Origin of the sequence: Streptomyces sp. NPDC097619 (genome assembly GCF_040302735.1) — a bacterium.
In the GTDB taxonomy this organism is placed as follows: domain Bacteria; phylum Actinomycetota; class Actinomycetes; order Streptomycetales; family Streptomycetaceae; genus Streptomyces.
The window spans coordinates 1-24155 of sequence record NZ_JBEOSD010000082.1; the positions used below are offsets into that span (position 1 = coordinate 1).

General features: G+C 72.4%; 18 protein-coding genes. 10 read left to right on the forward strand and 8 right to left on the reverse strand.

Annotated features, from left to right (window positions below):
- Window positions 1–129 precede the first annotated feature (129 nt).
- On the reverse strand, window positions 130–3276 hold the full coding sequence (ileS, locus tag ABTZ17_RS21920; RefSeq protein WP_352197360.1) for an isoleucine--tRNA ligase: 3147 nt from the start codon (window positions 3274–3276) through the stop codon (window positions 130–132).
- A gap of 583 nt (window positions 3277–3859) precedes the next feature.
- Here ileS and ABTZ17_RS21925 point away from each other — a divergent pair.
- The 5 genes from ABTZ17_RS21925 (at window position 3860) to ABTZ17_RS21945 (ending at window position 8518) form a co-directional block, all read left to right on the forward strand.
- A complete protein-coding gene (locus tag ABTZ17_RS21925; protein ID WP_352197361.1) occupies window positions 3860–4582 on the forward strand; it encodes a TraR/DksA family transcriptional regulator in 723 nt (240 codons plus the stop codon).
- 220 nt (window positions 4583–4802) lie between these two features.
- Window positions 4803–5360: a signal peptidase II gene (lspA, locus tag ABTZ17_RS21930; protein ID WP_352197362.1), complete on the forward strand. Its 558-nt coding sequence runs from the start codon at window positions 4803–4805 to the stop codon at window positions 5358–5360.
- 17 nt (window positions 5361–5377) lie between these two features.
- Entirely contained in the window at window positions 5378–6319 is a 942-nt protein-coding gene (locus ABTZ17_RS21935; protein WP_352197363.1) for an RluA family pseudouridine synthase, read from the forward strand.
- Window positions 6316–6789, forward strand: coding sequence for a GNAT family N-acetyltransferase (locus tag ABTZ17_RS21940; RefSeq protein WP_352197364.1), 474 nt, complete (start codon window positions 6316–6318; stop codon window positions 6787–6789). The genes ABTZ17_RS21935 and ABTZ17_RS21940 overlap by 4 nt, the downstream gene beginning before the upstream one ends.
- A 139-nt stretch (window positions 6790–6928) precedes the next feature.
- Window positions 6929–8518, forward strand: a complete 1590-nt coding sequence (locus tag ABTZ17_RS21945; RefSeq protein WP_352197365.1) for a Na+/H+ antiporter — start codon at window positions 6929–6931, stop codon at window positions 8516–8518.
- A gap of 21 nt (window positions 8519–8539) precedes the next feature.
- On the opposite strand, the gene ABTZ17_RS21950 is transcribed toward ABTZ17_RS21945, so the two are convergent.
- Window positions 8540–9640: a mechanosensitive ion channel family protein gene (locus ABTZ17_RS21950; RefSeq protein ID WP_352197366.1), complete on the reverse strand. Its 1101-nt coding sequence runs from the start codon at window positions 9638–9640 to the stop codon at window positions 8540–8542.
- A gap of 49 nt (window positions 9641–9689) precedes the next feature.
- On the opposite strand from ABTZ17_RS21950, the gene ABTZ17_RS21955 reads away from it, so the two are divergent.
- On the forward strand, window positions 9690–10259 hold the full coding sequence (locus ABTZ17_RS21955; RefSeq protein WP_352197367.1) for a dienelactone hydrolase family protein: 570 nt from the start codon (window positions 9690–9692) through the stop codon (window positions 10257–10259).
- An 88-nt stretch (window positions 10260–10347) separates the two neighbouring features.
- Here the strand turns inward: ABTZ17_RS21955 and ABTZ17_RS21960 are convergent, their stop codons facing one another.
- The 5 genes from ABTZ17_RS21960 to ABTZ17_RS21980 form a co-directional block, all read right to left on the reverse strand.
- A complete protein-coding gene (locus ABTZ17_RS21960; protein WP_352197387.1) occupies window positions 10348–11298 on the reverse strand; it encodes a zinc metalloprotease in 951 nt (316 codons plus the stop codon).
- 245 nt (window positions 11299–11543) lie between these two features.
- The gene (locus ABTZ17_RS21965) at window positions 11544–13208 is read right to left on the reverse strand and encodes an alkaline phosphatase D family protein (RefSeq protein WP_352197368.1); all 1665 of its coding nucleotides are present in this window, start codon (window positions 13206–13208) and stop codon (window positions 11544–11546) included.
- Between the two features lie 108 nt (window positions 13209–13316).
- Entirely contained in the window at window positions 13317–14111 is a 795-nt protein-coding gene (locus tag ABTZ17_RS21970; protein WP_352197369.1) for a DsbA family protein, read from the reverse strand.
- A gap of 45 nt (window positions 14112–14156) precedes the next feature.
- Window positions 14157–14867 (reverse strand): hypothetical protein, encoded by a 711-nt coding sequence (locus ABTZ17_RS21975; protein ID WP_352197370.1) that lies wholly within the window; start codon window positions 14865–14867, stop codon window positions 14157–14159.
- Window positions 14868–14947: 80 nt separating this feature from the next.
- On the reverse strand, window positions 14948–16294 hold the full coding sequence (locus ABTZ17_RS21980) for a DUF2252 domain-containing protein (RefSeq protein WP_352197371.1): 1347 nt from the start codon (window positions 16292–16294) through the stop codon (window positions 14948–14950).
- Window positions 16295–16651: 357 nt separating this feature from the next.
- Here ABTZ17_RS21980 and dnaE point away from each other — a divergent pair, with 357 nt between their 5' ends.
- Window positions 16652–20194: a DNA polymerase III subunit alpha gene (gene dnaE / locus ABTZ17_RS21985; protein ID WP_352197372.1), complete on the forward strand. Its 3543-nt coding sequence runs from the start codon at window positions 16652–16654 to the stop codon at window positions 20192–20194.
- A gap of 108 nt (window positions 20195–20302) precedes the next feature.
- On the opposite strand, the gene ABTZ17_RS21990 is transcribed toward dnaE, so the two are convergent.
- The gene (locus tag ABTZ17_RS21990; RefSeq protein WP_352197373.1) at window positions 20303–20458 is read right to left on the reverse strand and encodes a hypothetical protein; all 156 of its coding nucleotides are present in this window, start codon (window positions 20456–20458) and stop codon (window positions 20303–20305) included.
- Between the two features lie 219 nt (window positions 20459–20677).
- On the opposite strand from ABTZ17_RS21990, the gene ABTZ17_RS21995 reads away from it, so the two are divergent.
- The 3 genes from ABTZ17_RS21995 (at window position 20678) to ABTZ17_RS22005 (ending at window position 24145) form a co-directional block, all read left to right on the forward strand.
- Window positions 20678–21973, forward strand: coding sequence for an NYN domain-containing protein (locus ABTZ17_RS21995; RefSeq protein ID WP_352197374.1), 1296 nt, complete (start codon window positions 20678–20680; stop codon window positions 21971–21973).
- A gap of 268 nt (window positions 21974–22241) precedes the next feature.
- Window positions 22242–23213, forward strand: a complete 972-nt coding sequence (locus ABTZ17_RS22000; protein ID WP_352197388.1) for an ABC transporter ATP-binding protein — start codon at window positions 22242–22244, stop codon at window positions 23211–23213.
- A 185-nt stretch (window positions 23214–23398) separates the two neighbouring features.
- Complete coding sequence (locus ABTZ17_RS22005; RefSeq protein ID WP_352197389.1) at window positions 23399–24145, forward strand: ABC transporter permease; 747 nt, start codon at window positions 23399–23401, stop codon at window positions 24143–24145.
- Window positions 24146–24155 lie beyond the last annotated feature (10 nt).

A 24155-nucleotide genomic window follows, 5' to 3' on the forward strand; every position in this document is an offset into this window, starting at 1 on the left:
GTCACCCCCGCGGGGGTGACCCGGGCCCGGCCCGTTCCCGTTCCCGAGCCCGGTCGCCGCACGCTCCGGCGCGGGGTGGGAACGACGAAGCGGCGCCCCCCGGGGAGGGGCGCCGCTTCGTGGGTGGGGCTAGACCTTGCGGAGGTGGAAGGTCAGCGACAGGGGCTCGTCCGTGAAGGCGGGGCCGAAGCCCTCCTCCGCGGAGCCGGCCGCGAAGTCGGTCGCGAGGACCTCGTCCGCGATGAGGGCCGCGTGGTCCGTGAGGGCCGTCGTGACCTCCGGGTCGGTCGCCGACCAGCGCAGCGCGATCCGGTCCGCGACGTCCAGGCCGGAGTTCTTCCGGGCCTCCTGGATCAGGCGGATCGCGTCACGGGCCAGACCGGCCAGCCGCAGCTCGGGGGTGATCTCCAGGTCCAGGGCCACGGTGGCACCGGAGTCGGAGGCCACCGACCAGCCCTCGCGGGGGGTCTCGGTGATGATGACCTCCTCGGGGGAGAGGGTCACCCGCTCCCCGCCGACCTCCACGGAGGCGTCGCCCGCGCGCAGGGCCGCTGACAGCGCGGCCGCGTCCGCCGCGGCCACGGCCTTGGCCACGTCCTGCACGCCCTTGCCGAAGCGCTTGCCGAGGGCCCGGAAGTTGGCCTTCGCGGTGGTGTCCACCAGCGAGCCGCCCACCTCGGACAGCGAGGCCAGCGAGGAGACGTTCAGCTCCTCCGTGATCTGGGCGTGCAGCTCGGGGGAGAGCTCCTCGAAGCCCGAGGCCGCGACGAGCGCCCGGGACAGGGGCTGCCGGGTCTTGACCCCCGACTCGGCGCGGGTGGCTCGGCCGAGCTCCACCAGCCGCCGGACCAGGGCCATCTGACGGGACAGCACCGGGTCCACGGCGGAGGCGTCGGCCTCGGGCCAGCTCGACAGGTGCACCGACTCCGGGGCCTCCGGGCTGACCGGCGCCACCATGTCCTGCCAGACCCGCTCGGTGATGAACGGGGTCAGCGGGGCCAGCAGCCGCGTGACGGTCTCGACCACCTCGTGCAGGGTGCGCAGCGCGGCCTTGTCGCCCTGCCAGAACCGGCGGCGCGAGCGGCGCACGTACCAGTTGGACAGGTCGTCCACGAAGGCCGACAGCAGCTTGCCCGCGCGCTGGGTGTCGTAGGACTCCATGGCCTCGGTGACCTCGGCGACCAGGGTGTTGAGCTCCGAGAGCAGCCAGCGGTCGAGGACCGTGCGGTCGGCCGGGGCCGGGTCCGCCGCCGAGGGCGCCCACTGCGAGGTGCGGGCGTACAGGGCCTGGAAGGCCACCGTGTTCCAGTACGTCAGGAGGGTCTTGCGGACCACTTCCTGGATGGTGCCGTGGCCGACCCGGCGGGCCGCCCAGGGGGAGCCGCCGGCCGCCATGAACCAGCGGACGGCGTCCGCGCCGTGCTGGTCCATCAGCGGGATGGGCTGGAGGATGTTGCCCAGGTGCTTGGACATCTTGCGGCCGTCCTCGGCGAGGATGTGGCCGAGGCAGACGACGGTCTCGTACGAGGACTTGTCGAAGACCAGGGTGCCGACGGCCATCAGCGTGTAGAACCAGCCGCGGGTCTGGTCGATGGCCTCCGAGATGAACTGCGCCGGGTAGCGCTTCTCGAAGAGCTCCTTGTTCTTGTACGGGTAGCCGTACTGGGCGAAGGGCATGGAGCCCGAGTCGTACCAGGCGTCGATGACCTCCGGCACGCGGACCGCGGTGTGCGCGCAGCCGTCCGCGGTGCAGGGGAAGGTGACCGCGTCGATGAAGGGGCGGTGCGGGTCCAGCTCCGAGTGGTCCTGCCCGGACAGCTCCGACAGCTCGGCGCGGGAGCCGACGCAGGTCAGGTGCCCCTCCTCGCAGCGCCAGATCGGCAGCGGGGTGCCCCAGTAGCGGTTGCGGGACAGGGCCCAGTCGATGTTGTTGTTGAGCCAGTCGCCGAAGCGGCCCTGCTTCACCGACTCGGGGAACCAGTTGGTCTTCTCGTTCTCCCGCAGCATCGCGTCCTTGACGGCGGTGGTGCGGATGTACCAGGACGGCTGCGCGTAGTACAGCAGCGCGGTGTGGCAGCGCCAGCAGTGCGGGTAGCTGTGCTCGTAGGAGATGTGCCGGAAGAGCAGGCCGCGGGAGTCGAGGTCGGCGGTCAGCTTCTCGTCGGCCTTCTTGAAGAAGACGCCGCCGACCAGCGGCACCTCCTCCTCGAAGGTGCCGTCGGGGCGGACCGGGTTCACGACCGGCAGGCCGTAGGCGCGGCAGACGGTGAGGTCGTCGGCGCCGAAGGCCGGGGCCTGGTGGACGAGACCGGTGCCGTCCTCGGTGGTGACGTACTCGGCGTTGACCACGTAGTGGGCCGGCGCGGGGAAGTCGACCAGCTCGAAGGGGCGCCGGTACGTCCAGCGCTCCATCTCCTTGCCGGTGAAGCTCTGCCCGGTGGCGGTCCAGCCCTCGCCGAGGGCCTTCTCCAGCAGCGGCTCCGCGACGACGACCTTCTCGGTGCCGTCGGTGGCCACCACGTAGGTGACCTCGGGGTGCGCGGCCACGGCGGTGTTGGAGACCAGGGTCCACGGGGTGGTGGTCCACACGACGAGGGCGGCCTCGCCGGCGAGCGGGCCGGAGGTGAGCGGGAAGCGCACGTAGACGGAGGGGTCGACCACGGTCTCGTAGCCCTGGGCCAGCTCGTGGTCGGACAGACCGGTGCCGCAGCGCGGGCACCAGGGGGCGACCCGGTGGTCCTGGACCAGCAGGTCCTTCTCGAAGATCTGCTTGAGGGACCACCACACGGACTCCACGTACTCGGGGTCCATGGTGCGGTAGGCGTCGTCCAGGTCCACCCAGTAGCCCATGCGGGTGGTGAGCTCGGCGAAGGCGTCGGTGTGGCGGGTCACGGACTCGCGGCACTTGGCGTTGAACTCGGCGATGCCGTACGCCTCGATGTCCTGCTTGCCGTTGAAGCCCAGCTCCTTCTCCACGGCCAGCTCCACCGGCAGGCCGTGGCAGTCCCAGCCGGCCTTGCGGGCCACGTGGTAGCCGCGCATGGTGCGGAAGCGGGGGAAGACGTCCTTGAAGACGCGGGCCTCGATGTGGTGGGCCCCGGGCATGCCGTTGGCGGTCGGCGGGCCCTCGTAGAAGACCCACTCGGGGCGGCCCTCGGACTGCTGGAGGGTCTTGGCGAAGGTCTTGTTCTCCTGCCAGAACTCCAGGACGGCGTGTTCCAGGGCGGGCAGGTCGACCTGCGCGGGGACCGGGCGGTACTGCGGCTGGGTGCTCATCGGCTGTGTGTCTTTCCTCCGGCGGCGTCTCTTCTTCCGTCCGGAGGGACGAGAGCACGGCTCCCGCGGTACCACCCTCCTTGGCCGCCGTGCACGCCGGGCGCGCGCGGTGGCCCCCTCATTCGGGGTGCGAAGCCGGTTCTACTCGCCGCGCGGGGTGCGCGGGCTTTCTTCCGGCGGCTCCGGGGTGATCCTTCGCATCGCGCTCGCCCCCGGGCTCGCACCGTCCCCGGGTCGCTCCTGGCTGCGTACGACGCTACTCGTCCCCATCCATGCCTCTCGCTGGGGCCAGTGTACGGGCCGCGGGGCCGCTCGGCAGACCCATTACGGCCGCCGGGCGCGGGGGTCCGGGGCGGCCGGTCGCGGTCCCCCGGACGGCGGCACGGCGGCGCGCGGGCTTCCGGGCGGGGCGGGCCGGGCGTGCGCCCGGCCGCGCGCGGGGCACCGGGGGTACGGGCCCGGGAGCGGCGGGGCGTGGGCGGGCCGGGGCGGGGGCGCGCCCCGTTGCCGGGGTCCCGGAGCCGATTTATCGTCCGACCACATATACGCGCGCAAGATCACACTGTGTGAAGGGGCCGCGGCCATGGTGGCGAAGAAGACCGCTCCGAAGAAGACGGCGGACGGGAGTCCTTCCGACGAGCCCGCCGAGCAGGCGGGCGGGGCCGCGGTCAAGCGGGCCCCGGCGAAGAAGGCGGCCGCGAAGAAGACCGCGGCGAAGAAGACCGCCGCCAAGAAGACGGCGACCGCGAAGACGGCGACGAAGAAGACGGCGGCGAAGAAGACGGCGGCGAAGAAGACGGCGGCGAAGAAGACGGCGGCCGGCGCGGAGGCTTCCGAGGCGGCGGAGGCGCCCGAGGCGGCGGAGGCCGTGGCGGCCCCGGACCCGGGGGCCGGGTTCCGGGCGGCCCCGGGCGTGCTGGCGGTGCGTCCCGGCGAGGACCCCTGGACCGCGGACGAGGTGGCCGACGCCCGGGCCGAGCTGACCAGCGAGGTGCTGCGACTGCGGGCCGAGCTGGACGCCTCCGAGGCCGCCCTCTCGGGCCTGATGCGCGACTCCGGGGACGGTGCCGGGGACGACGAGGCCGACACCGGCTCCAAGAACATCACCCGCGAGCACGAACTGTCCCTGGCCTCGAACGCCCGGGAGATGCTGGAGCAGAGCGAGCGGGCCCTGGAACGGCTGGAAGCGGGCACGTACGGCCTCTGCGAGAGCTGCGGCAAGCCGATCGGGAAGGCCCGGATGCAGGCGTTCCCGCGGGCCACCCTGTGCGTGGAGTGCAAGCAGAAGCAGGAACGCCGGCACTGAGCGGCGGCCCCCCCGGCCCCGCGTCGGCGGCCCGCCCGGAGCCGGGACCGGCCGCGGCGCGGGCCGAGGAAGATCCGGAAGGGCCGTGACGTACTCTCGTGGGAGTCGGCACCTGGGCCGTGTCTTCCGGATCCTGCCCGGCCCGCGACGCCCGGAACGGGACGCCGCGGGCCCGACCGGCAAGATCCGAAAGATCACGACCTAGCGTGAGGGAATCCACGTGGCAGAGGCGGAGCGCATCATCGGTACGCCAGATGTGGGGGACGCCGCGCCCGAGTCCGTGCCGCCCCGGGGGCGGCGTCGGATCGCGGCGCTGCTGACCGTGGCCGTACTCGCCTACCTGCTGGACCTCGGCAGCAAGATGCTGGTGGTCGCCAAGCTGGAGCACCAGGCGCCCATCGAGATCATCGGGGACCTGCTGAAGTTCGAGGCGGTTCGCAACCCCGGCGCCGCCTTCGGCTTCGGCGAGGCCTTCACGATCATCTTCACCATCATCGCGGCCACCGTGATCGTGGTCATCGTGCGGATCGCCCGCAAGCTGTACAGCCTGCCCTGGGCCATCGCCCTGGGCCTCCTGCTGGGCGGGGCGCTGGGCAACCTCACCGACCGGATCTTCCGCTCGCCGGGCGTGTTCCGGGGTGCCGTGGTCGACTTCATCGCCCCCGCCCACTTCGCCGTCTTCAACCTCGCCGACTCCGCGATCGTCTGCGGCGGCATCCTCATCGTGCTGCTGTCCTTCAAGGGCCTGGACCCCGACGGAACCATCCACAAGGACTGACAAGGCATACTCGACGGGTGAGCACGATTCCCGAAGTCCGCACCCTGCCCGTCCCCGATGGCCTCGAAGGCGAGCGCGTCGACGCCGCCATCTCCCGTATGTTCGGCTTCTCCCGGACCAAGGCCGCCGAGCTGGCCGCGTCCGGCAAGGTGTCCGTGGACGGCAGCGTGGTCGGGAAGTCCGAGCGGGTGCACGGCGGTGCCTGGCTGGAAGTCGAGATGCCCGCGCCCCCGCGTCCGGTGGAGATCGTCGCCGAGCCCGTGGAGGGCATGGAGATCATCCACGACGACGACGACATCGTCGTGATCATGAAGCCGGTCGGTGTGGCCGCGCACCCGAGCCCCGGCTGGACCGGCACCACCGTGATCGGCGGGCTCGCCGCCGCCGGGTACCGGATCTCCACCTCCGGGGCCGCCGAGCGCCAGGGCATCGTGCACCGCCTGGACGTGGGCACCTCCGGGCTGATGGTCGTGGCCAAGTCCGAGCGGGCCTACACCTCCCTGAAGAACCAGTTCCGCGAGCGGATCGTGGACAAGCGCTACCACACCCTGGTCCAGGGCCACCCGGACCCGATGAGCGGCACCATCGACGCCCCCATCGGCCGCCACCCCCACCTCGACTACAAGTGGGCGGTGACCCAGGACGGCAAGGCCTCGGTCACCCACTACGACCTCATCGAGGCCTTCCGCGCCGCCTCCCTGCTCGACATCAAGCTGGAGACCGGCCGCACCCACCAGATCCGCGTGCACATGTCCGCGCACCGGCACCCCTGCGTGGGCGACCTCACCTACGGCGCCGACCCCACCATCGCCAAGCGGCTGGGCCTGACCCGGCAGTGGCTGCACGCGGTGCGGCTGGGCTTCGAGCACCCCTCCGACGGCCAGTGGGTGGAGTTCGAGAGCGGCTACCCCGACGACCTCCGGCACGCCCTCGACGTGATCCGGGCCGAGAGCGAATGACGGCCGCCCCCGCCTGCACGGTCCGGGTGGCCGCCTCCGAGGAGGACCGCGCGGCCTGCTTCGCGGTCCGCAAGGAGGTCTTCGTCCGGGAGCAGGAGGTGCCCGAGGAGATCGAGTACGACGCCTACGACGCGGGCGCCGTGCACCTGCTGGCGGTCGCCGCGGACGGCACCCCGCTCGGCACCGGCCGGCTGCTGCACGGGCCGGAGGTCCTGCACAAGACCGGTGATCCGGGCCTCGGCAAGCTGGGCCGGCTGGCCGTGCTGGCCTCCGCCCGCGGGCTCGGGGTGGGCGTGGCCCTGGTGCGCGCGGTCGAGGCCGAGGCCCTGCGCCGCGGTCTGACCGCCGTGGACCTCGGGGCGCAGACCCACGCGCTGGGCTTCTACGAGCGGCTGGGCTACGCCGCCTACGGCGAGGAGTTCCTGGACGCGGGCATCCCGCACCGGTCGATGCGGCGCCCGCTGGCCTGAGCCGGCGGGCCCCGCCGGCCCGTCCGGGCCCGGGCCCGTGCCCGATGCCCCGCGCCGGGCCGGGCGGGCGCCGGAAGGTTCCGGCGGGGCGCGGTGTCCGGAATGCGGCGGTGCGTCCCGGGCGTGGCAGGGTGGGCGGGTGGATCAGCTCGCCCTTCTCTTCGTGCTTCTGCTCGGCGCCGTCGTGACCGTACCGCTGGGGGACCGGCTGGGACTGCCCGCGCCGGTGCTGATGACCCTGGCCGGGGTGGTGATGGCCCTGCTGCCGTTCGTCCCGAACGTGGACGTGCCCCCCGAGTACATCCTTCCCCTGGTCCTGCCGCCGTTGCTGTACGCGTCGGTGCAGCGGACCTCCTGGCGGCAGTTCGCCGCGAACCTGCGCCCCATCTTCCTGTTGGCCGTGGCCCTGGTGTTCGTGACCACGGCGGCGGTGGCCGGGGTGGCGAACGCCCTGGTGCCGGGCCTGCCGCTGGCGGCGGCGGTGGCGCTGGGGGCGCTGGTGGCCCCGCCGGACCCGGTGGCGGCCACGGCGGTGGCGGGCTCGCTGGGGCTGCCCCGGCGGCTGGTGTCGATCCTGGAGGGGGAGGGGCTGTTCAACGACGTCACCGCGATCGTCCTGTACCACGTGGCGATCGCGGCGGTGATCGGCGGCGGCTTCTCCTGGGAGGGCGCGCTGGGGGAGTTCGTGCTCTCCGCGGTGGTGGCGGTGGCGGTCGGGCTGGGGCTCGGCTGGTGCGCGGGCCGGCTGATGGACCGGCTCGGTGACGCCACCCTACAGATCGGGTTGACGCTGCTGGTGCCCTTCGTGGCGTACGTGCTGGCGGAGGAGTTCAAGGGCTCCGGGGTGCTGGCGGTGCTGACCACGGCGCTGTTCCTGGCCGAGTACGCCTCCGACGCCGACGACGTGTTGGGGCGGCTGGCCGGGCACACCTTCTGGGAGGTGGTGGACACCCTGGTGACGGGCGTGGCCTTCGGTCTGATCGGCCTGGAGCTGCACTCGGTGTTCGGGACGGCGAGCGGGCAGGTCGCGGAGATGGCCGGGTGGGCCGGGGCGATCCTGGGCGTGGTGGTGCTGGTGCGGCTGGTGTGGCTGCTGCCCGCGGCCTGGCTGGCGAAGAAGCTGCACGGGCGCAAGGACTACGAGGAGGAGATCCCGCTGAGCTGGCGGGAGTCGGTGATCATGTGGTGGGCGGGGATGCGCGGGGTGGCCTCGGTGGCCCTGGCCCTGGCCATTCCCTTCTCGACGGACGACGGCGGTCCCTTCCCGCAGCGGGACGTGATCGTCTTCATCGCGTTCGCGGTGGTCATGGGCACGCTGGTGGTGCAGGGGCTGACCCTGCCGGCGGTGGTGCGGCTGCTCGGGGTGAAGGCCGACGCCGGGGCGGAGCGGGACTTCGAACGGCGGCTGGCGATCCGGGCCGCGAAGGCGGCGAAGGTCCGGCTGCGGGAGATCCAGGAGGTGGAGGAGCTGCCGGAGGACCTGTTGGAACTGCTCCAGCGACGGGCCTACGACGTGGGGGCGCGGATCAGCCCCGAGATGGTGGACGAGGAGCGGCGGGAGGCGTACCACCAGCGGGTGGAGCGGATCCGGTCGGTGCAGCGGATCCAGCGGGAGATGATGTCGGCGGCCCGGCACGAGGTGCTGGCGGCCCGCAGCGAGCCGGGGGCCGATCCGGAGATCGTGGACCGGGTGCTGCGCCAACTGGACGTCCGCAGCCTGCGCCCGTAGGGCCCGATCGGCCGGACGGGCCTAGCGGGTTTCCCCGGTGGGCGGTTCGGGGGTCGGGGGCGGAGGGGCGGTCGGGCCGGGGGCGGCCTCCGCGGTGGTGACCCGCGGCAGGGCGTACGGGTGGTGGTCGCACAGCCAGCCGACGAGGCCCTCGCGGACCGCGCAGCGCAGGTCCCACAGGTCGTCGGCGTCCTTGGCGCTGACGGTGGCCCGGACCTGGATGGTGGTCGGGGTGGCGTCGGTCACGACGAGCCCGCTGCGCCGGCCGTCCCAGAGGGGCGAGTCCAGGAGCAGGGCGCCGAGGTGCTCGCGGAGCAGCGGCACGGGGGCGGCGTGGTCGAGGTGGAGGAAGACGGTGCCGGTCATCTCGGCGCCGCCGCGGGACCAGTTCTCGTACGGCTTGCCGGTGAAGTAGGAGACGGGCATGGTGATGCGGCGCTCGTCCCAGGTGCGGACCACCAGGAAGGTGAGGGTGATCTCCTCGACCTTGCCCCACTCCCCGTCCACGACCACGGTGTCGCCGATGCGGACGGTGTCCCCGAAGGCGATCTGGAGTCCGGCGAAGAGGTTGCCCAGGGTGGACTGGGCGGCGATGCCCGCGACGATGCCGAGGATGCCGGCGGAGGCGAGCAGGGAGGTGCCGACGGTGCGCATCGCGGGGAAGGTCAGCAGCATGGCGGCGGCGGCCACCACGGTCACGGTGGCGGCGAGGACCCGGCGGATCAGGGTGACCTGGGTGCGGACGCGGCGGACCCGCGCGGTCTCCTCCCCGGCCCCGGCGGCGTACCGGGCGTAGCCGGAGTCGATGACGGCGGTGCCGGTGCGGACCAGCAGCCAGGCGGCCGCCGCGATCAGCAGCAGCGTGAGGGCCCGGCCGGCGGCCGCGGACAGGCTCGCGGAGCGCGGGTGCAGGAGGGGTCGGTGCACGGCGAGGAGCAGGGCGGTGCCCAGGACCAGTTGGGCGGGGAGCCGGCAGCGGCGCAGCAGTCCCCACAGCGGGGTTTCGGGGTGCCGTGCGTCGGCCCGGCGCAACAGCAGGTCCAGCAGGGCGCCCGCGGCGACGGTGAGCAGGACGGTACCGGCGAGCACGATCAGGGGGCGCAGCACATCCACCGTGTCCATGGGCCGACGGTAGCCGACCGGCACCTCCGTGGGCTGGGATGATGGGGGCATGGACATCATGCTTTTCCACTCGACGTACGGGCTGCGGCCCGCGGTGCACGCGGCCGCCGACCGGCTCCGGGCCGCGGGACACGAGGTGGAGGTGCCCGATCTGTTCGAGGGACGCACCTTCGGTACGGCCGAGGAGGGCATGGCCTTCCGGGACGAGGTGGGGCGGGACGAGCTGCTGCGGCGGGCGGTGCTGGCGGCGGCCCGGTTCTCCGACCGGGGTCTGGTGTACGCGGGGCTGTCCTTCGGCGGTTCGGTGGCGCAGCACCTGGCGATGGCGGACACCAAGGCGCGGGGCCTGCTGCTCCTGCACGGGACGGCGGACATCGCCGAGGACACCGTGGTGGACGAGCTGCCGGTGCAGTTGCACGTGGCCGACCCGGACCCCTTCGAGCCGCACGACTGGCTGACGGCCTGGTACCTGCGGATGCGGAAGGCGGGGGCGGACGTGGAGGTGCACAGCTACGCGGGTGCCGGTCACCTGTTCACCGACCCGGACCTGCCGGACTGGGACCCGGAGGCGGCCGAGCAGACCTGGCGGACGGCGCTGGGCTTCCTCGACTCGCTGTAGGCGCGCGGCCCGGCGGTGGGCCGGGCCGCGCCCCTCGTGCGCGGGTGGTGCGGCCGGTCCCGGGGCGCCGCCCCGGGACCGGTGCGGATCAGACCCCGCGGTAGGCGGTCCAGTGGCTCTGCATGCGGCTCACCTGTCCGGCGGTGAACTGGTACATGCAGGAGTCGTAGGTGTAGTCCATGAAGTTGCGGATCGGGTCGGCACCGGCCTTGTTGGTGCAGGTGTCGCGGCCGACCGGGCACTCGTAGGCCGCGGTCTTCTCGGCCGGGGTGTCGGTGACGTAGTCGCCGTTGCCGTTACAGCCGCCCTGGAAGGTGTGGTAGAGGCCCATCCAGTGGCCGACCTCGTGGGTGGCGGTGTCGCCCTCGTTGTAGTTCGCGGAGGAGCCGCCGGGCAGCGAGGAGTTGAGCAGGACCACGCCGTCCATCTTCGGGGCGGAGCTGTAGGAGCTGGGGAAGGTGGCCCAGCCGAGCAGCCCGCCGGAGAGGTTGGCCGTGTAGATGTTCAGCGCGCCCGGACCGCCCTTGCGGAGGGTGTTCTTCATGTTCTTCTCGGCGGTGGTGCCGTCCGCCAGGTTGTACCAGGACGCGTTGTCCGTGTAGTCCGTGGAGACCAGGGAGAACTGGTAGCCGGAGTTCACGTTGCCGGTGCCCTGGCCCGCGTAGGCGGAGTTGAGCACGGCGATCTGCTTGCCGATGTCGGTGGCGGTCAGCTTGCCCGCGGTACCCGAGTGGATCACGTGGAAGTACACCGGGATGGTGGTGACGGCCTCGGCGGCGCGCAGGACGCGCTGCGGGTGGTTCTTGAGGGCCTTGTCGAGCTTGAGCTTGAGGTCGGCGTCCATGGCCTTGGCCTGTGCCTCGGAGACGGCGTTCGGCTCGTGCGCGGCGCCGTGGCCGTCCTTCGGGCGGGTGGTGCGGGCGTTGGCGGCCGCGGTGGTGCCGCCCTCCTCGGCGCAGACCTCGGCGCCGGTCTTCGGGGCGGCGGCCAGGGTGGTGGGGGCCGACAGCGGGGCGAAGGCCAGGGTTCCGGCCAGCATCGCCGTGCCCAGGCCGCGGCGGCGGAGGGTGGGGGATATGCGGGCAAAAGCGCGCACGTGAACTCCTCGCGAACGGTGGGGGGTTGGGAGGTGGGTTGCCTCGTTGATCGCGGAGTTTACGTGCGCATGTCAGTGTCACGTCAAGAACTTTCGGCCATGAAAGATCGGGCCGCCCGGATCGCGCGCCGGACGGCCCGATCGCCGTAAGAATGTGATGATCAGTCAGTGCCGGGGTGCCCGGATCCTCAACGGACCGGTCGGTCGGCCCGTTCGACCTTCTGGGTGCCGGCCGCGGTGCGGTAGGAGCGGCTCCACGCGGCGGAGGCGTCCGGCCTCCGCTTGTCGGAGAGCACGTAGTAGTCCATCTGGGAGCGCTCGGCGGTGACGTCCAGGATTCCGTAGCCGTGGGAGTCCATGTCCACCCACTTCACATGGCGGTTGGCCGCCCGCACCGCGGTTTCCGCGGCCAGGGAGAGCGTCCTCGGGGCCACCTTGAGGATGTCGTCGATGTTGTCCGAGGTCACCGAGGTGACCACGAACTCCGTGGCCGCGGACCGGGAGAGCGGGTAGGTGGCGGCGGTCACCGGGACCTCGTTGGCGAAGGACATGTGGATGTCGCCGGTGAGGAAGACGGTGTTGCGGATGTCGCGCTGCGTGAGGTGACCGAGGAGTTCCTTCCGCTCGGCCGTGTACCCGTCCCACTGGTCGGTGTTGACCGCCAGCCCCTCCTTGGGCAGCCCGAGCAGCCCGGCCAGCGGCCCGAGCAGGTGTGCCGGGACCGAGCCGAAGGCCATCGGGGAGATCATCACCGAGGTGCCGACCAGCTTCCAGGTGGCGTCCGAGGTCGCCAGTCCGGACTTCAGCCAGTCCAGTTGGGCCCGTCCGGTCAGGGTGCGGTTCGGGTCGTCCACCGACCCGCTGCCCGTCTTGACCTGCTGGGAGCGGAAGGAGCGCAGGTCCAGCAGGTGCAGGTCGGCCAGGGAGCCGAAGCGCAGCCGCCGGTAGGTGGTGCCCGCGATGGAGGGGCGGACCGGCATCCACTCGAAGTAGGCCCGCTTGCCGGCGGCCACACGCGCCGCCCAGTCCCCCTCGGCGCCCGGCGTGTGGTTTTCGGCCCCGCCCGACCAGGTGTCGTTGGCGAACTCGTGGTCGTCCCAGATCGCCACCACCGGGTGCGCGGCGTGCACCGCCTGGAGGTCCCGGTCGGTCTTGTAGCGGCCGTGCCGGGCCCGGTAGTCGGCCAGGGAGACGATCTCGTGCGCGGGCTCGTGGGAGCGCAGCGGAGCGGTCGCCTTCGGGTACTCGCCGGCGGCGTACTCGTAGATGTAGTCGCCCAGGTGCAGCACCGCGGTCAGGTCGGCGCGGGCCGCCAGGTGCCGGTACGCGGAGAAGTACCCCGCCTCCCAGTTCGCGCAGGAGACCACGCCGAAGCGGAGGCCGGCCACGGCCGCGTCGTGGGCCGGTGCGGTGCGGGTGCGGCCGGTGGGGGAGAGGACGTCGCCCGCGCCGAAGCGGAACCAGTAGGTGGAGTCCGGGGCCAGGCCGCGCACGTCCGCCTTGACGGTGTGGTCGACGGCGGCGCCGGTGGCCACGGTGCCGGAGGCCGCGATCCGGTCGAAGGTCCGGTCCGCCGACACCTCCCAGCGGACCTCGACGTCGGGGCCCAGACCGGAGCCGGGCACCGCCTCGGGGACGGGGGTGACGCGCGTCCAGAGCAGGACGCCGTCGGGCAGCGGATCGCCGGAGGCGACCCCGTGGAGGAAGGCGGGCGCCCCGGGCCCGTCCGCACGGGCGGTAGCCGTCCCCAGGACGACCGGTGCGGCGAGCGGAACGAGCGCGGCGGTGGCGGCGGCCTTGACCACCGTGCGGCGGCGGGGGGCCGCGGCGGGAGAGGAGTGATGACTGGTCACGGATGATCATATTACTGACGGGTATCGCCCGTATGACAGCCCTCGGACACGGAACGGGCGGGCGAACCAAGGAAGTTCGCCCGCCCGTTCCCGGACCGTGTCCTGATGTCAGCCCTTCAGGGCCTTGTCGAGCGCCTCGTTGTACGCCGGGAGGGTCTGCGGCAGGTCGATCTTCTTGCCGTCCATCTTCAGCGTCGGCGTGCCCTCCACCCCGCTCTTGTCGAACAGCTTCGACATCTCCAGCGCCCAGCGGTCGTACGTGCCGTCCGTCACCGCCGTACGGAACTTCTCGTTGCCCTTGAGGGCGGGCACCTGGTCGGCCACCTTCAGCAGGTAGTCGTCCTTGGCGAACTCGTCCTTGGACTCCTCGGGGTGGTTGTCCTTCGCGTACAGGGCCGACTTGTAGGCGAGGAAGGCGTCCGGGCTCACGTTCAGCGCCGCGCCCAGCGCGCTCAGCGCGTTCTTCGAACCCTCACCGGGGAACCCCTTGTCCAGGAAGGTCGCGCCGATGTACTTCAGCTTGTACTTGCCCGCGGCCACGTCCTTGGAGATCTGCTCCCCGGCCACCTGCTCGAAGGTGGCGCACACCGGGCAGCGGGAGTCCTCGTACAGCTCCAGGGTCTTCTTCGCGGAGCCCTTGCCGATCACCACGTCGGTGCCGTCGGCGCCCGTGGTGTTGGCGGGCTTCACCAGCGGCTGCTTCGCCGCCTCCTCCCAGTGGCCGGGCTTGTTCGACTGGACGATGGCGTAACCGATGCCGCCGGCCAGGGCCAGGACACCGACGACCGCGCCGGCCACCGTGAACTGTCGGCGGGTGCGGTCCTTCTTGGCCTGACGCTCGCGCTCGGCCCGCAGGCGCTCGCGGGCGGCTTCCTTGGCGGCCTTGCTGTTGCGGTTGCTCATGACGGATCTCCGTAAGGGGTGCGGTGGAATGGGGACTGCCGGTACTCAGCTGCTCGCGAGCAGCGGTACGGGCGGTCCGCGCAACCCCACCGAGTGCACGGGGAACCGGGTGCGCAGCGCCGCGGCGGCCCGCCTGGCCCGCACCGCGCGCCGCACCGGGACGGCACCGGTCCGGACCCGCACCGAGGCCGCCGCCAGGAGCAGCGGCCGCAGCGCGCCGGCCCCGAGCGCGGTCAGCGCCCGACCCAGCCCGAACAGGGCGCGCTCCCCGCGCCACAGCCAGAAGGAGGCCAGCAGGCCCACGGAGACGTGCAGGGCCAGCAACAGCCACGGGGTCGTCGGATCCGCGGCGGCCGGCAGCGCGAGCGGGGCGGCCGCGTGGCCGGGGACACCGGCCAGCCGCGCCAGCGGCTCCCCGAGCGGGGTGCCGCCGCACAGCAGGTCCAGCCCCATCGCCCTGAGCGGACCGGAGACCGGACCGCCCGCGGGGCCGTAACAGACGGTCTGCCCGGCGGTGAACACCGTGTCCGCGGCCAGCTCCAACGGCACCAGCAGTCCGGCGATCGGCCAGAACCCGCGCTCCCGCCCGGCCAGCGCGTACGCGGGCAGGAACACCGCCGTCGCCAGCCCGGCCACCAGGGCCGGGGGCAGCGGGGCCCCGGAGAGCAGCACGTGCGAGGCGGCCGAGAGCATCACGACGACGGCGCTGAACAGCGCCGCCCGTGTCGCCCGCAGGCCCACCCCTGATATGTCCATCGCGGGAAGTCTGCCATGCCTTCCTGTGAAACCACGATCCGCGGGCGTCCCCGGCGGCCGGCCCCCGGGGACGCCCCGCGTCACCCCTGTGACCTGGTCAGACGACCGTTGCGGAAGAGGTCCACGAAGAGCTGGTGGTCGGCACGGGCCCGCGCCCCGTAGGAGTGCGCGAACTCGGTGAGGAGCTCCGTGAAGCCCTCCTCGTCCGCGGCGATCACCGCGTCGATGGCCCGTTCCGTGGAGAACGGCACCAGCGAGAGCCCGCTTTCGTCGGCGTCGGCCGCGGCGTGCATGGAGGCCGTGGCCCGCCCCAGGTCCGCCACCACCGCCGCCATCTCCTCCGGGTCGTCGATGTCGGACCAGTCCAGGTCGACCGCGTACGGGGAGACCTCCGCCACCAGCTGTCCGGTCCGCCGCCCGTCCTGCTCGATCTCGGTCCAGCCCAGCCACGGGTCGGCGTGCGCCTGCAGGGCCCGCTGCGAGATCACCGTGCGGTGCCCCTCGTGGCGGAAGTACTCCCGCACCGCCCGGTCCGTGATGTGCCGGGACACCGCCGGGGTCTGCGCCTGCTTGAGGTAGATCACGACGTCGTTCTCCAGGGCGTCGCTGTGCCCCTCCAGCAGGATGTTGAAGGAAGGCAGCCCCGCCGAGCCGATGCCCACGCCCCGCCGCCCCACCACGTCCTTGACCCGGTAGGAGTCCGGGCGCACCAGGCTGGACTCCGGCAGGGTCTCCAGGTACCCGTCGAAGGCGGCCAGCACCGTGTAGCGGGTGGCCGCGTCCAGTTCCACCGTGCCGGGGCCGGGGGAGAAGCGCCGCTCGTGGTCGCGGATCTCCGTCATCGAATCCAGCAGGGCGAAGCGGGTCCGCCGGCGGGCCGCCCGCAGCGCGTCCAGCAGCGGCCCCCGCGAGGTCTCCAGCGTGAAGGCCGGCACCTCCTCGTTCTTGGCGCCCGAGGCCAGCGCCCGGATCCGCTCCCGGTAGGCCCCCGCGTACACCCCCACCAGCTCGCCGATCTGGTCGTCGCTGAGGGCCTTGGCGTACCCCAGCAGGGCCACCGAGGCCGCGAACCGCTTGAGGTCCCAGGTGAAGGGCCCCACGTACGCCTCGTCGAAGTCGTTGACGTTGAACACCAGCCGCCCGTTGGCGTCCATGTACGTGCCGAAGTTCTCCGCGTGCAGGTCGCCGTGGATCCACACCCGGCCGGTCCGCTCGTCCAGGAAGGGCCCGCCGTGCCGCTCCCGCTCCAGGTCGGCGTAGAAGAGGCAGGCCGTGCCGCGGTAGAAGGCGAAGGCCGAGGCGGCCATCTTGCGGAACTTCACCTCGAAGGCGGCGGGGTCCGCGGCCAGCAGCTCCCCGAAAGCGGTGTCGAAGACGTCGAGGATCTGCTCGGCCCGCTGTTCGTCCGTGGTCCCGGGGACCGCCATGGGGTGCCTCCTGCTGCGTGGGTGTACCTGTCCGGACCGGCAGACGCGGGATCCGGCCCGTCCGGTTCTGCCAACGCGCGGGCCGGCCCCCGAGTGCCCGGCGGCGCGCCCGCGCCCGGCCCGGCGGCCCGCGCGCCCCGCGGACCGGCCCGCGGGCCCGGAGCCCTTGGGGCGCCCGGCCGGAGCCCTGCCGGCGGGCGTCCCGGGCGCCTCCCCGGCCCCGTCCGATGAGGCCCGTATCACATCGCGCGGGAGGCCCCGCCCGCCTCCCGCGGATCCCCGTTCCGTCGGTCCCGGGACGTAGACTGCGAGGCTGTCCCCCCTCGTCCGCCTCCCCGCCCCCAGGAGTACAGCGCCGTGACCAAGACGCCGTTCACGCACCTGCACGTCCACACCCAGTACTCGCTGCTGGACGGTGCCGCGCGGCTCAAGGACATGTTCAACGCCTGCAACGAGATGGGCATGACCCATATCGCCATGTCGGACCACGGCAACCTGCACGGCGCCTACGACTTCTTCCACACGGCGCAGAAGGCCGGGGTCACCCCGATCATCGGCATCGAGGCGTACGTCGCCCCCGAGTCCCGCCGCAACAAGCGCAGGATCCAGTGGGGCCAGCCGCACCAGAAGCGGGACGACGTCTCCGGTTCCGGCGGTTACACCCACAAGACCATCTGGGCGGCGAACGCCACCGGCCTCCACAACCTCTTCCGGCTCTCCTCCGACGCCTACGCCGAGGGCTGGCTCACCAAGTGGCCCCGGATGGACAAGGAGACCATCGCCCAGTGGTCGGAGGGCCTGATCGCCTCCACCGGCTGCCCCTCCGGCGAGCTCCAGACCCGGCTGCGCCTGGGCCAGTACGAGGAGGCCCGCAAGGCCGCGGGCGAGTACCAGGACATCTTCGGCAAGGACCGCTACTTCCTGGAGCTGATGGACCACGGCATCGAGATCGAGCGCCGGGTCCGTGACGACCTCGTCAAGATCGGCAAGGAACTCGGCATCCCGCCGCTGGTCACCAACGACTCGCACTACACGTACGACCACGAGGCCACGGCCCACGACGCCCTGCTCTGCATCCAGACCGGCAAGAACCTCTCCGACCCCGACCGCTTCCGCTTCGACGGGTCCGGCTACTACCTGAAGTCCACGGAGGAGATGTACGCCATCGACTCCTCGGACGCCTGGCAGGAGGGCTGCGCCAACACCCGGCTCGTCGCGGAGCAGATCGACACCGAGGGGATGTTCAAGTTCCGGAACCTGATGCCGAAGTTCGACATCCCGGACGGCTACACCGAGGTCACCTGGTTCCGCGAGGAGACCATGAGGGGGATGCACCGCCGCTTCCCCGGCGGGATCCCGGACGACCGCATGAAGCAGGTCGAGTACGAGATGGACACCATCATCTCGATGGGCTTCCCGGGCTACTTCCTCGTGGTCGCCGACTTCATCATGTGGGCCAAGAACCAGGGCATCGCCGTCGGCCCCGGCCGGGGCTCCGCGGCCGGCTCGATCGTGGCCTACGCCATGGGCATCACCGACCTCGACCCGATCCCGCACGGCCTGATCTTCGAGCGTTTCCTCAACCCCGAGCGCGTCTCCATGCCCGACGTCGACATCGACTTCGACGAACGTCGGCGCGTGGAGGTGATCCGGTACGTCACCGAGAAGTACGGGGCCGACAAGGTCGCCATGATCGGCACCTACGGCACCATCAAGGCCAAGAACGCCATCAAGGACTCCGCCCGCGTCCTCGGCTACCCGTACGCCATGGGCGACCGCCTCACCAAGGCCATGCCCGCCGACGTCCTCGGCAAGGGCATCCCGCTCTCCGGCATCCTCGACCCCCAGCACCCCCGCTACGGCGAGGCCGGGGAGATCCGCGGGATGTACGAGAACGAGCCCGACGTGAAGAAGGTCATCGACACCGCCCGCGGCGTCGAGGGCCTGGTCCGCCAGATGGGCGTGCACGCCGCCGGCGTGATCATGTCCAGCGAGCGGATCACCGATCACGTACCGGTCTGGGTCCGGCACACCGACGGCGTGACCATCACCCAGTGGGACTACCCGAGCTGCGAATCGCTCGGCCTGCTGAAGATGGACTTCCTCGGCCTGCGCAACCTCACGATCATGGACGACGCCGTCAAGATGGTGAAGGCCAACAAGGGGATCGACATCGACCTCCTGGCCCTCCCGCTCGACGACCCCAAGACCTTCGAACTGCTCGGCCGCGGCGACACCCTCGGCGTCTTCCAGTTCGACGGCGGGCCCATGCGCTCCCTGCTGCGCCTGATGAAGCCCGACAACTTCGAGGACATCTCCGCCGTGTCGGCCCTCTACCGGCCGGGCCCGATGGGCATGAACTCGCACACGAACTACGCCCTGCGCAAGAACAAGCAGCAGGAGATCACCCCGATCCACCCGGAGCTGGAAGAGCCGCTCCGGGAGGTCCTGGACGTCACCTACGGCCTCATCGTGTACCAGGAGCAGGTGCAGAAGGCCGCCCAGATCATCGCCGGCTACTCCCTCGGCGAGGCCGACATCCTCCGCCGCGTGATGGGCAAGAAGAAGCCCGAGGAGCTGGCCAAGAACTTCGTGATCTTCGAGGCGGGAGCCAAGAAGAAGGGGTTCAGCGACGCGGCCATCAAGGCCCTCTGGGACGTGCTGGTCCCCTTCGCCGGCTACGCCTTCAACAAGGCCCACTCAGCCGCCTACGGCCTGGTCTCCTACTGGACCGCCTACCTCAAGGCGAACTACCCGGCCGAGTACATGGCCGGACTCCTCACCTCGGTCAAGGACGACAAGGACAAGTCCGCGATCTACCTGAACGAGTGCCGGCGCATGGGCATCAAGGTGCTCCCGCCGAACGTGAACGAGTCCGAGTCCAACTTCGCCGCCCAGGGCGACGACGTGATCCTCTTCGGGCTCACAGCCGTCCGCAACGTCGGCCAGAACGTCGTCGACTCGATCATCAAGACCCGCAAGTCCAAGGGGAAGTACTCCTCCTTCCCCGATTTCCTCGACAAGGTCGAGGCCGTGGTCTGCAACAAGCGCACCGTGGAGTCCCTGATCAAGTCCGGGGCCTTCGACGAGATGGGCCACACCCGCAAGGGCCTGGTCGCCCAGCACGAACCGATGATCGACAACGTGGTCGCGGTCAAGCGCAAGGAGGCCGAGGGACAGTTCGACCTGTTCGGCGGCATGGGCGACGAGTCCGGCGGCGACGAGCCCGGCTTCGGGCTCGACGTGGAGTTCTCCGACCTGGAGTGGGAGAAGTCCTACCTGCTGGCCCAGGAGCGCGAGATGCTCGGCCTCTACGTCTCCGACCACCCGCTCTTCGGCCTGGAGCACGTGCTCTCCGACAAGACCGACGCCGGGATCTCCCAGCTCACCGGCGGGGAGCACGGGGACGGCGCGGTCGTCACCATCGGCGGCATCATCTCCGGCCTCCAGCGGAAGATGACCAAGCAGGGCAACGCCTGGGCCATCGCCACCGTCGAGGACCTGGCCGGCTCCATCGAGTGCATGTTCTTCCCGGCCACCTACCAGCTGGTCTCCACCCAGCTGGTCGAGGACACCGTGGTCTTCGTCAAGGGCCGGCTCGACAAGCGCGAGGACGTGCCCCGGCTGGTCGCGATGGAGATCATGGTCCCCGACCTGTCCTCCGCCGGCACCAACGCCCCCGTGGTCCTCACCATCCCCACGGTCAAGGTCACCCCGCCCATGGTCACCCGCCTGGGCGAGATCCTCCGCCACCACAAGGGCAACACCGAAGTCCGGATCAAGCTCCAGGGACCGCGCACCACCATCGTGCTCCGCCTGGACCGGCACCGGGTCCAGCCGGACCCCGCCCTCTTCGGTGACCTCAAGGTGCTCCTCGGGCCCTCCTGCCTGGCGGGCTGACCCCCGACGCACGGGTGAGGGCGGTACCGGACCCCGGTACCGCCCTCACCCGTCTCCACCGCCGTCGGACCCGTCCCGTACCGGGGACCGACGGCGCCGCGCGCCGCGTCAGTTGTGGCCGAAGCGCTTCGTCTTGCTCTTGTGCGGCATGTCGATCGGACTCGGCGACGCCTGCGAGGACTCGCCCTCGGAGGACTTCTGCGCCGCCTGGGGCTGCGCCGAGGACTTCTGCGAGGAACGGTTCTGGTTCTTGTTCTTGGCCATGGTGGAGCCTCCGTGAGGGTCTAGGGGCCAGGACCGCCTTCACACTCACACAACGCTACAAAACGCGCATTTTGGATCATTACCGTCCGTCATCGGAACGGGTTCGGACGACCCGGCCCGGATCCGCCACGCCGATGATCGAGTTCCGGCCGTCAACACCCTTGCGGTCGGGCAGACTCGGGGAAAAACCGAGAGCTCCGTCGGAAAGAGGGTGGAAGCGTGGACCGCTGCGTCGTCCTGGTGGACGCCGGCTACCTGCTGGGTGCCGCCGCGAGCCTCCTGGCGGGTGAACCCTCCCGGTCCCGGATCACCGTGGACCACACCGCCCTCATCCAACAGCTCCGTGAGCGCGCCGAGGCCGACACCGAGCGCCCCCTGCTCCGCATCTACTGGTTCGACGGCGCCCCCGACCGGGTCCCCCAGCCCGAGCACCGCAGGCTCCGCGTCATGCCCCGGGTCACCGTCCGACTGGGCGCCCTGACCCGCAGCGACGGCCGCTGGGCCCAAAAGGGCGTGGACGCCGCCATGCACGCCGAACTCACCGAACTCGCCCGCAACCGCGCCTGCTCCGACGTGGTCCTCGTCACCGGCGACGGCGACCTGCTGCCCGGCCTGATGTCCGCCAAGGAACACGGCGTCGCCGTCCACCTCTGGGCCGTCCAGGCCGCCGACGGGGACTACAACCAGTCCGAGGACCTCGTCGCCGAAGCCGACGAACGCCGCGTCCTCGACCGCGCCTGGATCATCCGCGCCGTCCGCGCCAAGGACACCGGCATCTGTGCCCCGGCCCCCGCCCCGCGCCCCGAGATCGCCGCCATCCTCTCCGCCCCGCTGCCCGAGGCCGCCCTCGCCGAGGCCGCCCGCAACGGCACCGCCCCCACCCCGGCCGCCGCGCCCGGACCCCCCGCCGCCACCGCGCCCCCCGCCCCCGGCCGGAACGTCCCCACCCCCAAGGACCTCGCCGGACTCCGGGCGCACACCCCCGTCCCCGGCCCCCAGCACCCCCAGTCCGCCGGCGCCGCCACCGGAGCCACCCTCCGCTGGTCCTCCGACCGGGGCTGGGTGGACCGCGGCGGCCCCCTCGGCGAACCCGCCGAGACCGCCTCCCTGCCCACCCTCGCCCAGCTCACCAGCGCCGAACAGCGCTGGGCCGACCGCGAGGAGGACATCACCACCGTCGGCGGCGACCCCTTCGAGGTCGGCCAGGTCTTCGCCCGCCGCTGGATCGAACGGCTGCCCGAGACCGTCCACATGCAGAAACTCGCCACCCTCTACCCCCGGATCCCGCACCGCATCGACGGCGAGCTGCTGCGCTACGCCGCCCGCTTCGGTCTGCTCGCCCACAAGGACGACCAGATCGACGAGCACGACCGGTACGCCATCCGGGCCGGATTCTGGCGCGAGATCGACGTCCGCGCCGCCGTCGAACACGTGGGCGCCCACCCCGGCCCCCCGGCCCCGACCGGCACCCCCGACCAGCCCGCCGACCGCTTGGCGGACCGGCTCGCCGACTGACCGCCCCCGCCCGGGGACCTCCGCGCGCGACCGGCCGGAACCGGCCGGCCCCGCGACCGGACGGACCGACCGGCGGGTACCGGCCACGGACCGGCACGGACTGGGCGGAGTGGGGCCTTCTGGGAACCGGAACCCGCCCCGGCCGCTCCGGCGGCGGCCGAACCCCGTAGGCTGCTCCCTCGTGAGCACGGGCACAGCACAGGCGGGACAGGCCGCGGAAAACGGCGGACGCACCCCCACGGCGGGGGCCGGCGAGCCGCCCCGCGTCGTGTGCGCCGTGCGCGACCTCGTCAAGACCTACCCGCCGCTGCGCGGGGGCCGCGGCACGCCCGCCCTCCCCGAGGTCCGGGCCACCGACGGCATCTCCCTGGACGTCCACGAGGGCGAGGTCTTCGGACTCCTCGGCCCCAACGGCGCCGGCAAGTCCACCCTGGTCCGCCAGCTCACCGGTCTGATGCGCCCCGACTCCGGCACGGTACGGCTCCTGGGCCACGACCTCGTCCGCCACCCCGACCGGGCCGCCCGGCTCCTCGCCTACCTCGGCCAGGAGTCCACCGCCCTCGACGAGCTGACCGTCTCCCTCGCCGTGGAGACCACCGCCCAGCTCCGCGGACTCGACCGACCCGCGGCCCGCGCCGCCCGCGACGCCATCCTCGACGAGCTGGACCTGACCGCCCTCGCCGGCCGGCCCCTGAAGAAGCTCTCCGGCGGCCAGCGCCGCCTCGCCTGCTTCGCCGCCGCCCTCGCCGGCGACCGCCGCGTCCTCGTCCTCGACGAACCCACCACCGGCATGGACCCGGTGGCCCGACGGGCCGTCTGGGAGGCCGTGGACCGGCGCCGCGCCGACTCCGGCACCACCGTGCTGCTCGTCACCCACAACGTCATCGAGGCCGAGACAGTGCTCGACCGGGTCGCCGTCATCGACCGCGGCCGCGTCATCGCCTGCGACACCCCCGCCGGACTCAAGGCGCGGGTGGCCGGCGAGGTCCGGCTGGAACTGGTGTGGCGCGAGACCGCCCCCCTGCACGTGCCCGAGGTCGCCGCGCTCCGGCCGGCCGCCACCGAGACCGGCCGCCGCTGGACGTTCCGGCTCGGCCCCGACGAGGCCCGGGCCGCGGTCGCCGCGGTGACCGGCGGCGCCGCCTTCGCCGCGCTGGACGATTTCACACTCACGACCCCGAGCCTGGAGGACGTGTACCTCGCGCTCGGCGGCCGTACGAAGGGCCTGGTGAAGACGTGACCACCACGGACGTGACCGCGGCGGGACCGACCGGCACCGGAGCCGGACGGGGGGCCGTCACCGAACCGGGTGCCGCCGGGGAGGCCGCCCGGCGCGCCCCCGCGGCCGACACCCCGACGGACACCGGGACGTCCGGCGCCGGGGCCGCGGGCACCGCGACCGACGCGACGGAGGTCGAGGGGCCGTTGGCCCCCCGGGCCCGGTTCCTGCCGGCCCTCGGCGCCGTCTACCGCGCCCAGCTCTCCCGGGCCCGGGTCGCGCGGATCCCGCTGCTGTTCGTGGCCACCTTCCAGTCCGTCGGCATCATGGTCCTGATGCGGGGCGTCGTGGACGGCGGCTCCGAGGCCCGCGCCGTGGTCGCGGGCTCCTCCGTGCTCGTCGTCGCCTTCGTCGCGCTGAACCTCCTCGCCCAGTACTTCGGCCAGCTGCGCGCCTCCGGCGGCCTGGACCACTACGCCACCCTGCCGGTCCCGCCGGCCGCCGTGGTCCTCGGCGCGGCCGGCGCCTACGCCTCCTTCACCGTGCCCGGCACCCTCGTCACCGCCGTGTTCGGCTGCCTGCTGTTCGGACTGCCCATGGGCGGACTGTGGGTGCTCGCCGCCGTCGTGCCCCTCGCGGGGGCCGCCCTGGCCGGGCTCGGCGCCGCCCTCGGCCTCCTCGCGCCCCGCCAGGAACTGGCCACCCTCGCCGGCCAGCTCGGCATGTCCGCCGCCCTCCTCCTCGGGGTGCTGCCCCCCGAACGGATGCCGGCCCTCGTGGTGTGGGCCCGCGACCTGCTGCCCTCCACCTACGGGGTCGAGGCCTTCGCCCACACCTTCGCCCCGCACCCGGACTGGGCGGTCGTCGCCCTCGACCTCGGGGTCTGCGCCGCCGTCGGCGTGCTCTCCCTCGCCCTCGCCACCTGGGCCTACCGCCGGGCGGCGGTCCGCTGACGCGGGCTCC

Coding starts and splice junctions, on each gene's coding strand:
- ileS (WP_352197360.1), bottom strand. CDS start 3,276: ATGAGCACCCAGCCGCAGTACCGCCCGGTCCCCGCGCAGGTCGACCTG.
- ABTZ17_RS21925 (WP_352197361.1), top strand. CDS start 3,860: ATGGTGGCGAAGAAGACCGCTCCGAAGAAGACGGCGGACGGGAGTCCT.
- ABTZ17_RS21940 (WP_352197364.1), top strand. CDS start 6,316: ATGACGGCCGCCCCCGCCTGCACGGTCCGGGTGGCCGCCTCCGAGGAG.
- ABTZ17_RS21950 (WP_352197366.1), bottom strand. CDS start 9,640: ATGGACACGGTGGATGTGCTGCGCCCCCTGATCGTGCTCGCCGGTACC.
- ABTZ17_RS21955 (WP_352197367.1), top strand. CDS start 9,690: ATGGACATCATGCTTTTCCACTCGACGTACGGGCTGCGGCCCGCGGTG.
- ABTZ17_RS21960 (WP_352197387.1), bottom strand. CDS start 11,298: ATGCTGGCCGGAACCCTGGCCTTCGCCCCGCTGTCGGCCCCCACCACC.
- ABTZ17_RS21970 (WP_352197369.1), bottom strand. CDS start 14,111: ATGAGCAACCGCAACAGCAAGGCCGCCAAGGAAGCCGCCCGCGAGCGC.
- ABTZ17_RS21975 (WP_352197370.1), bottom strand. CDS start 14,867: ATGGACATATCAGGGGTGGGCCTGCGGGCGACACGGGCGGCGCTGTTC.
- ABTZ17_RS21980 (WP_352197371.1), bottom strand. CDS start 16,294: ATGGCGGTCCCCGGGACCACGGACGAACAGCGGGCCGAGCAGATCCTC.
- ABTZ17_RS21990 (WP_352197373.1), bottom strand. CDS start 20,458: ATGGCCAAGAACAAGAACCAGAACCGTTCCTCGCAGAAGTCCTCGGCG.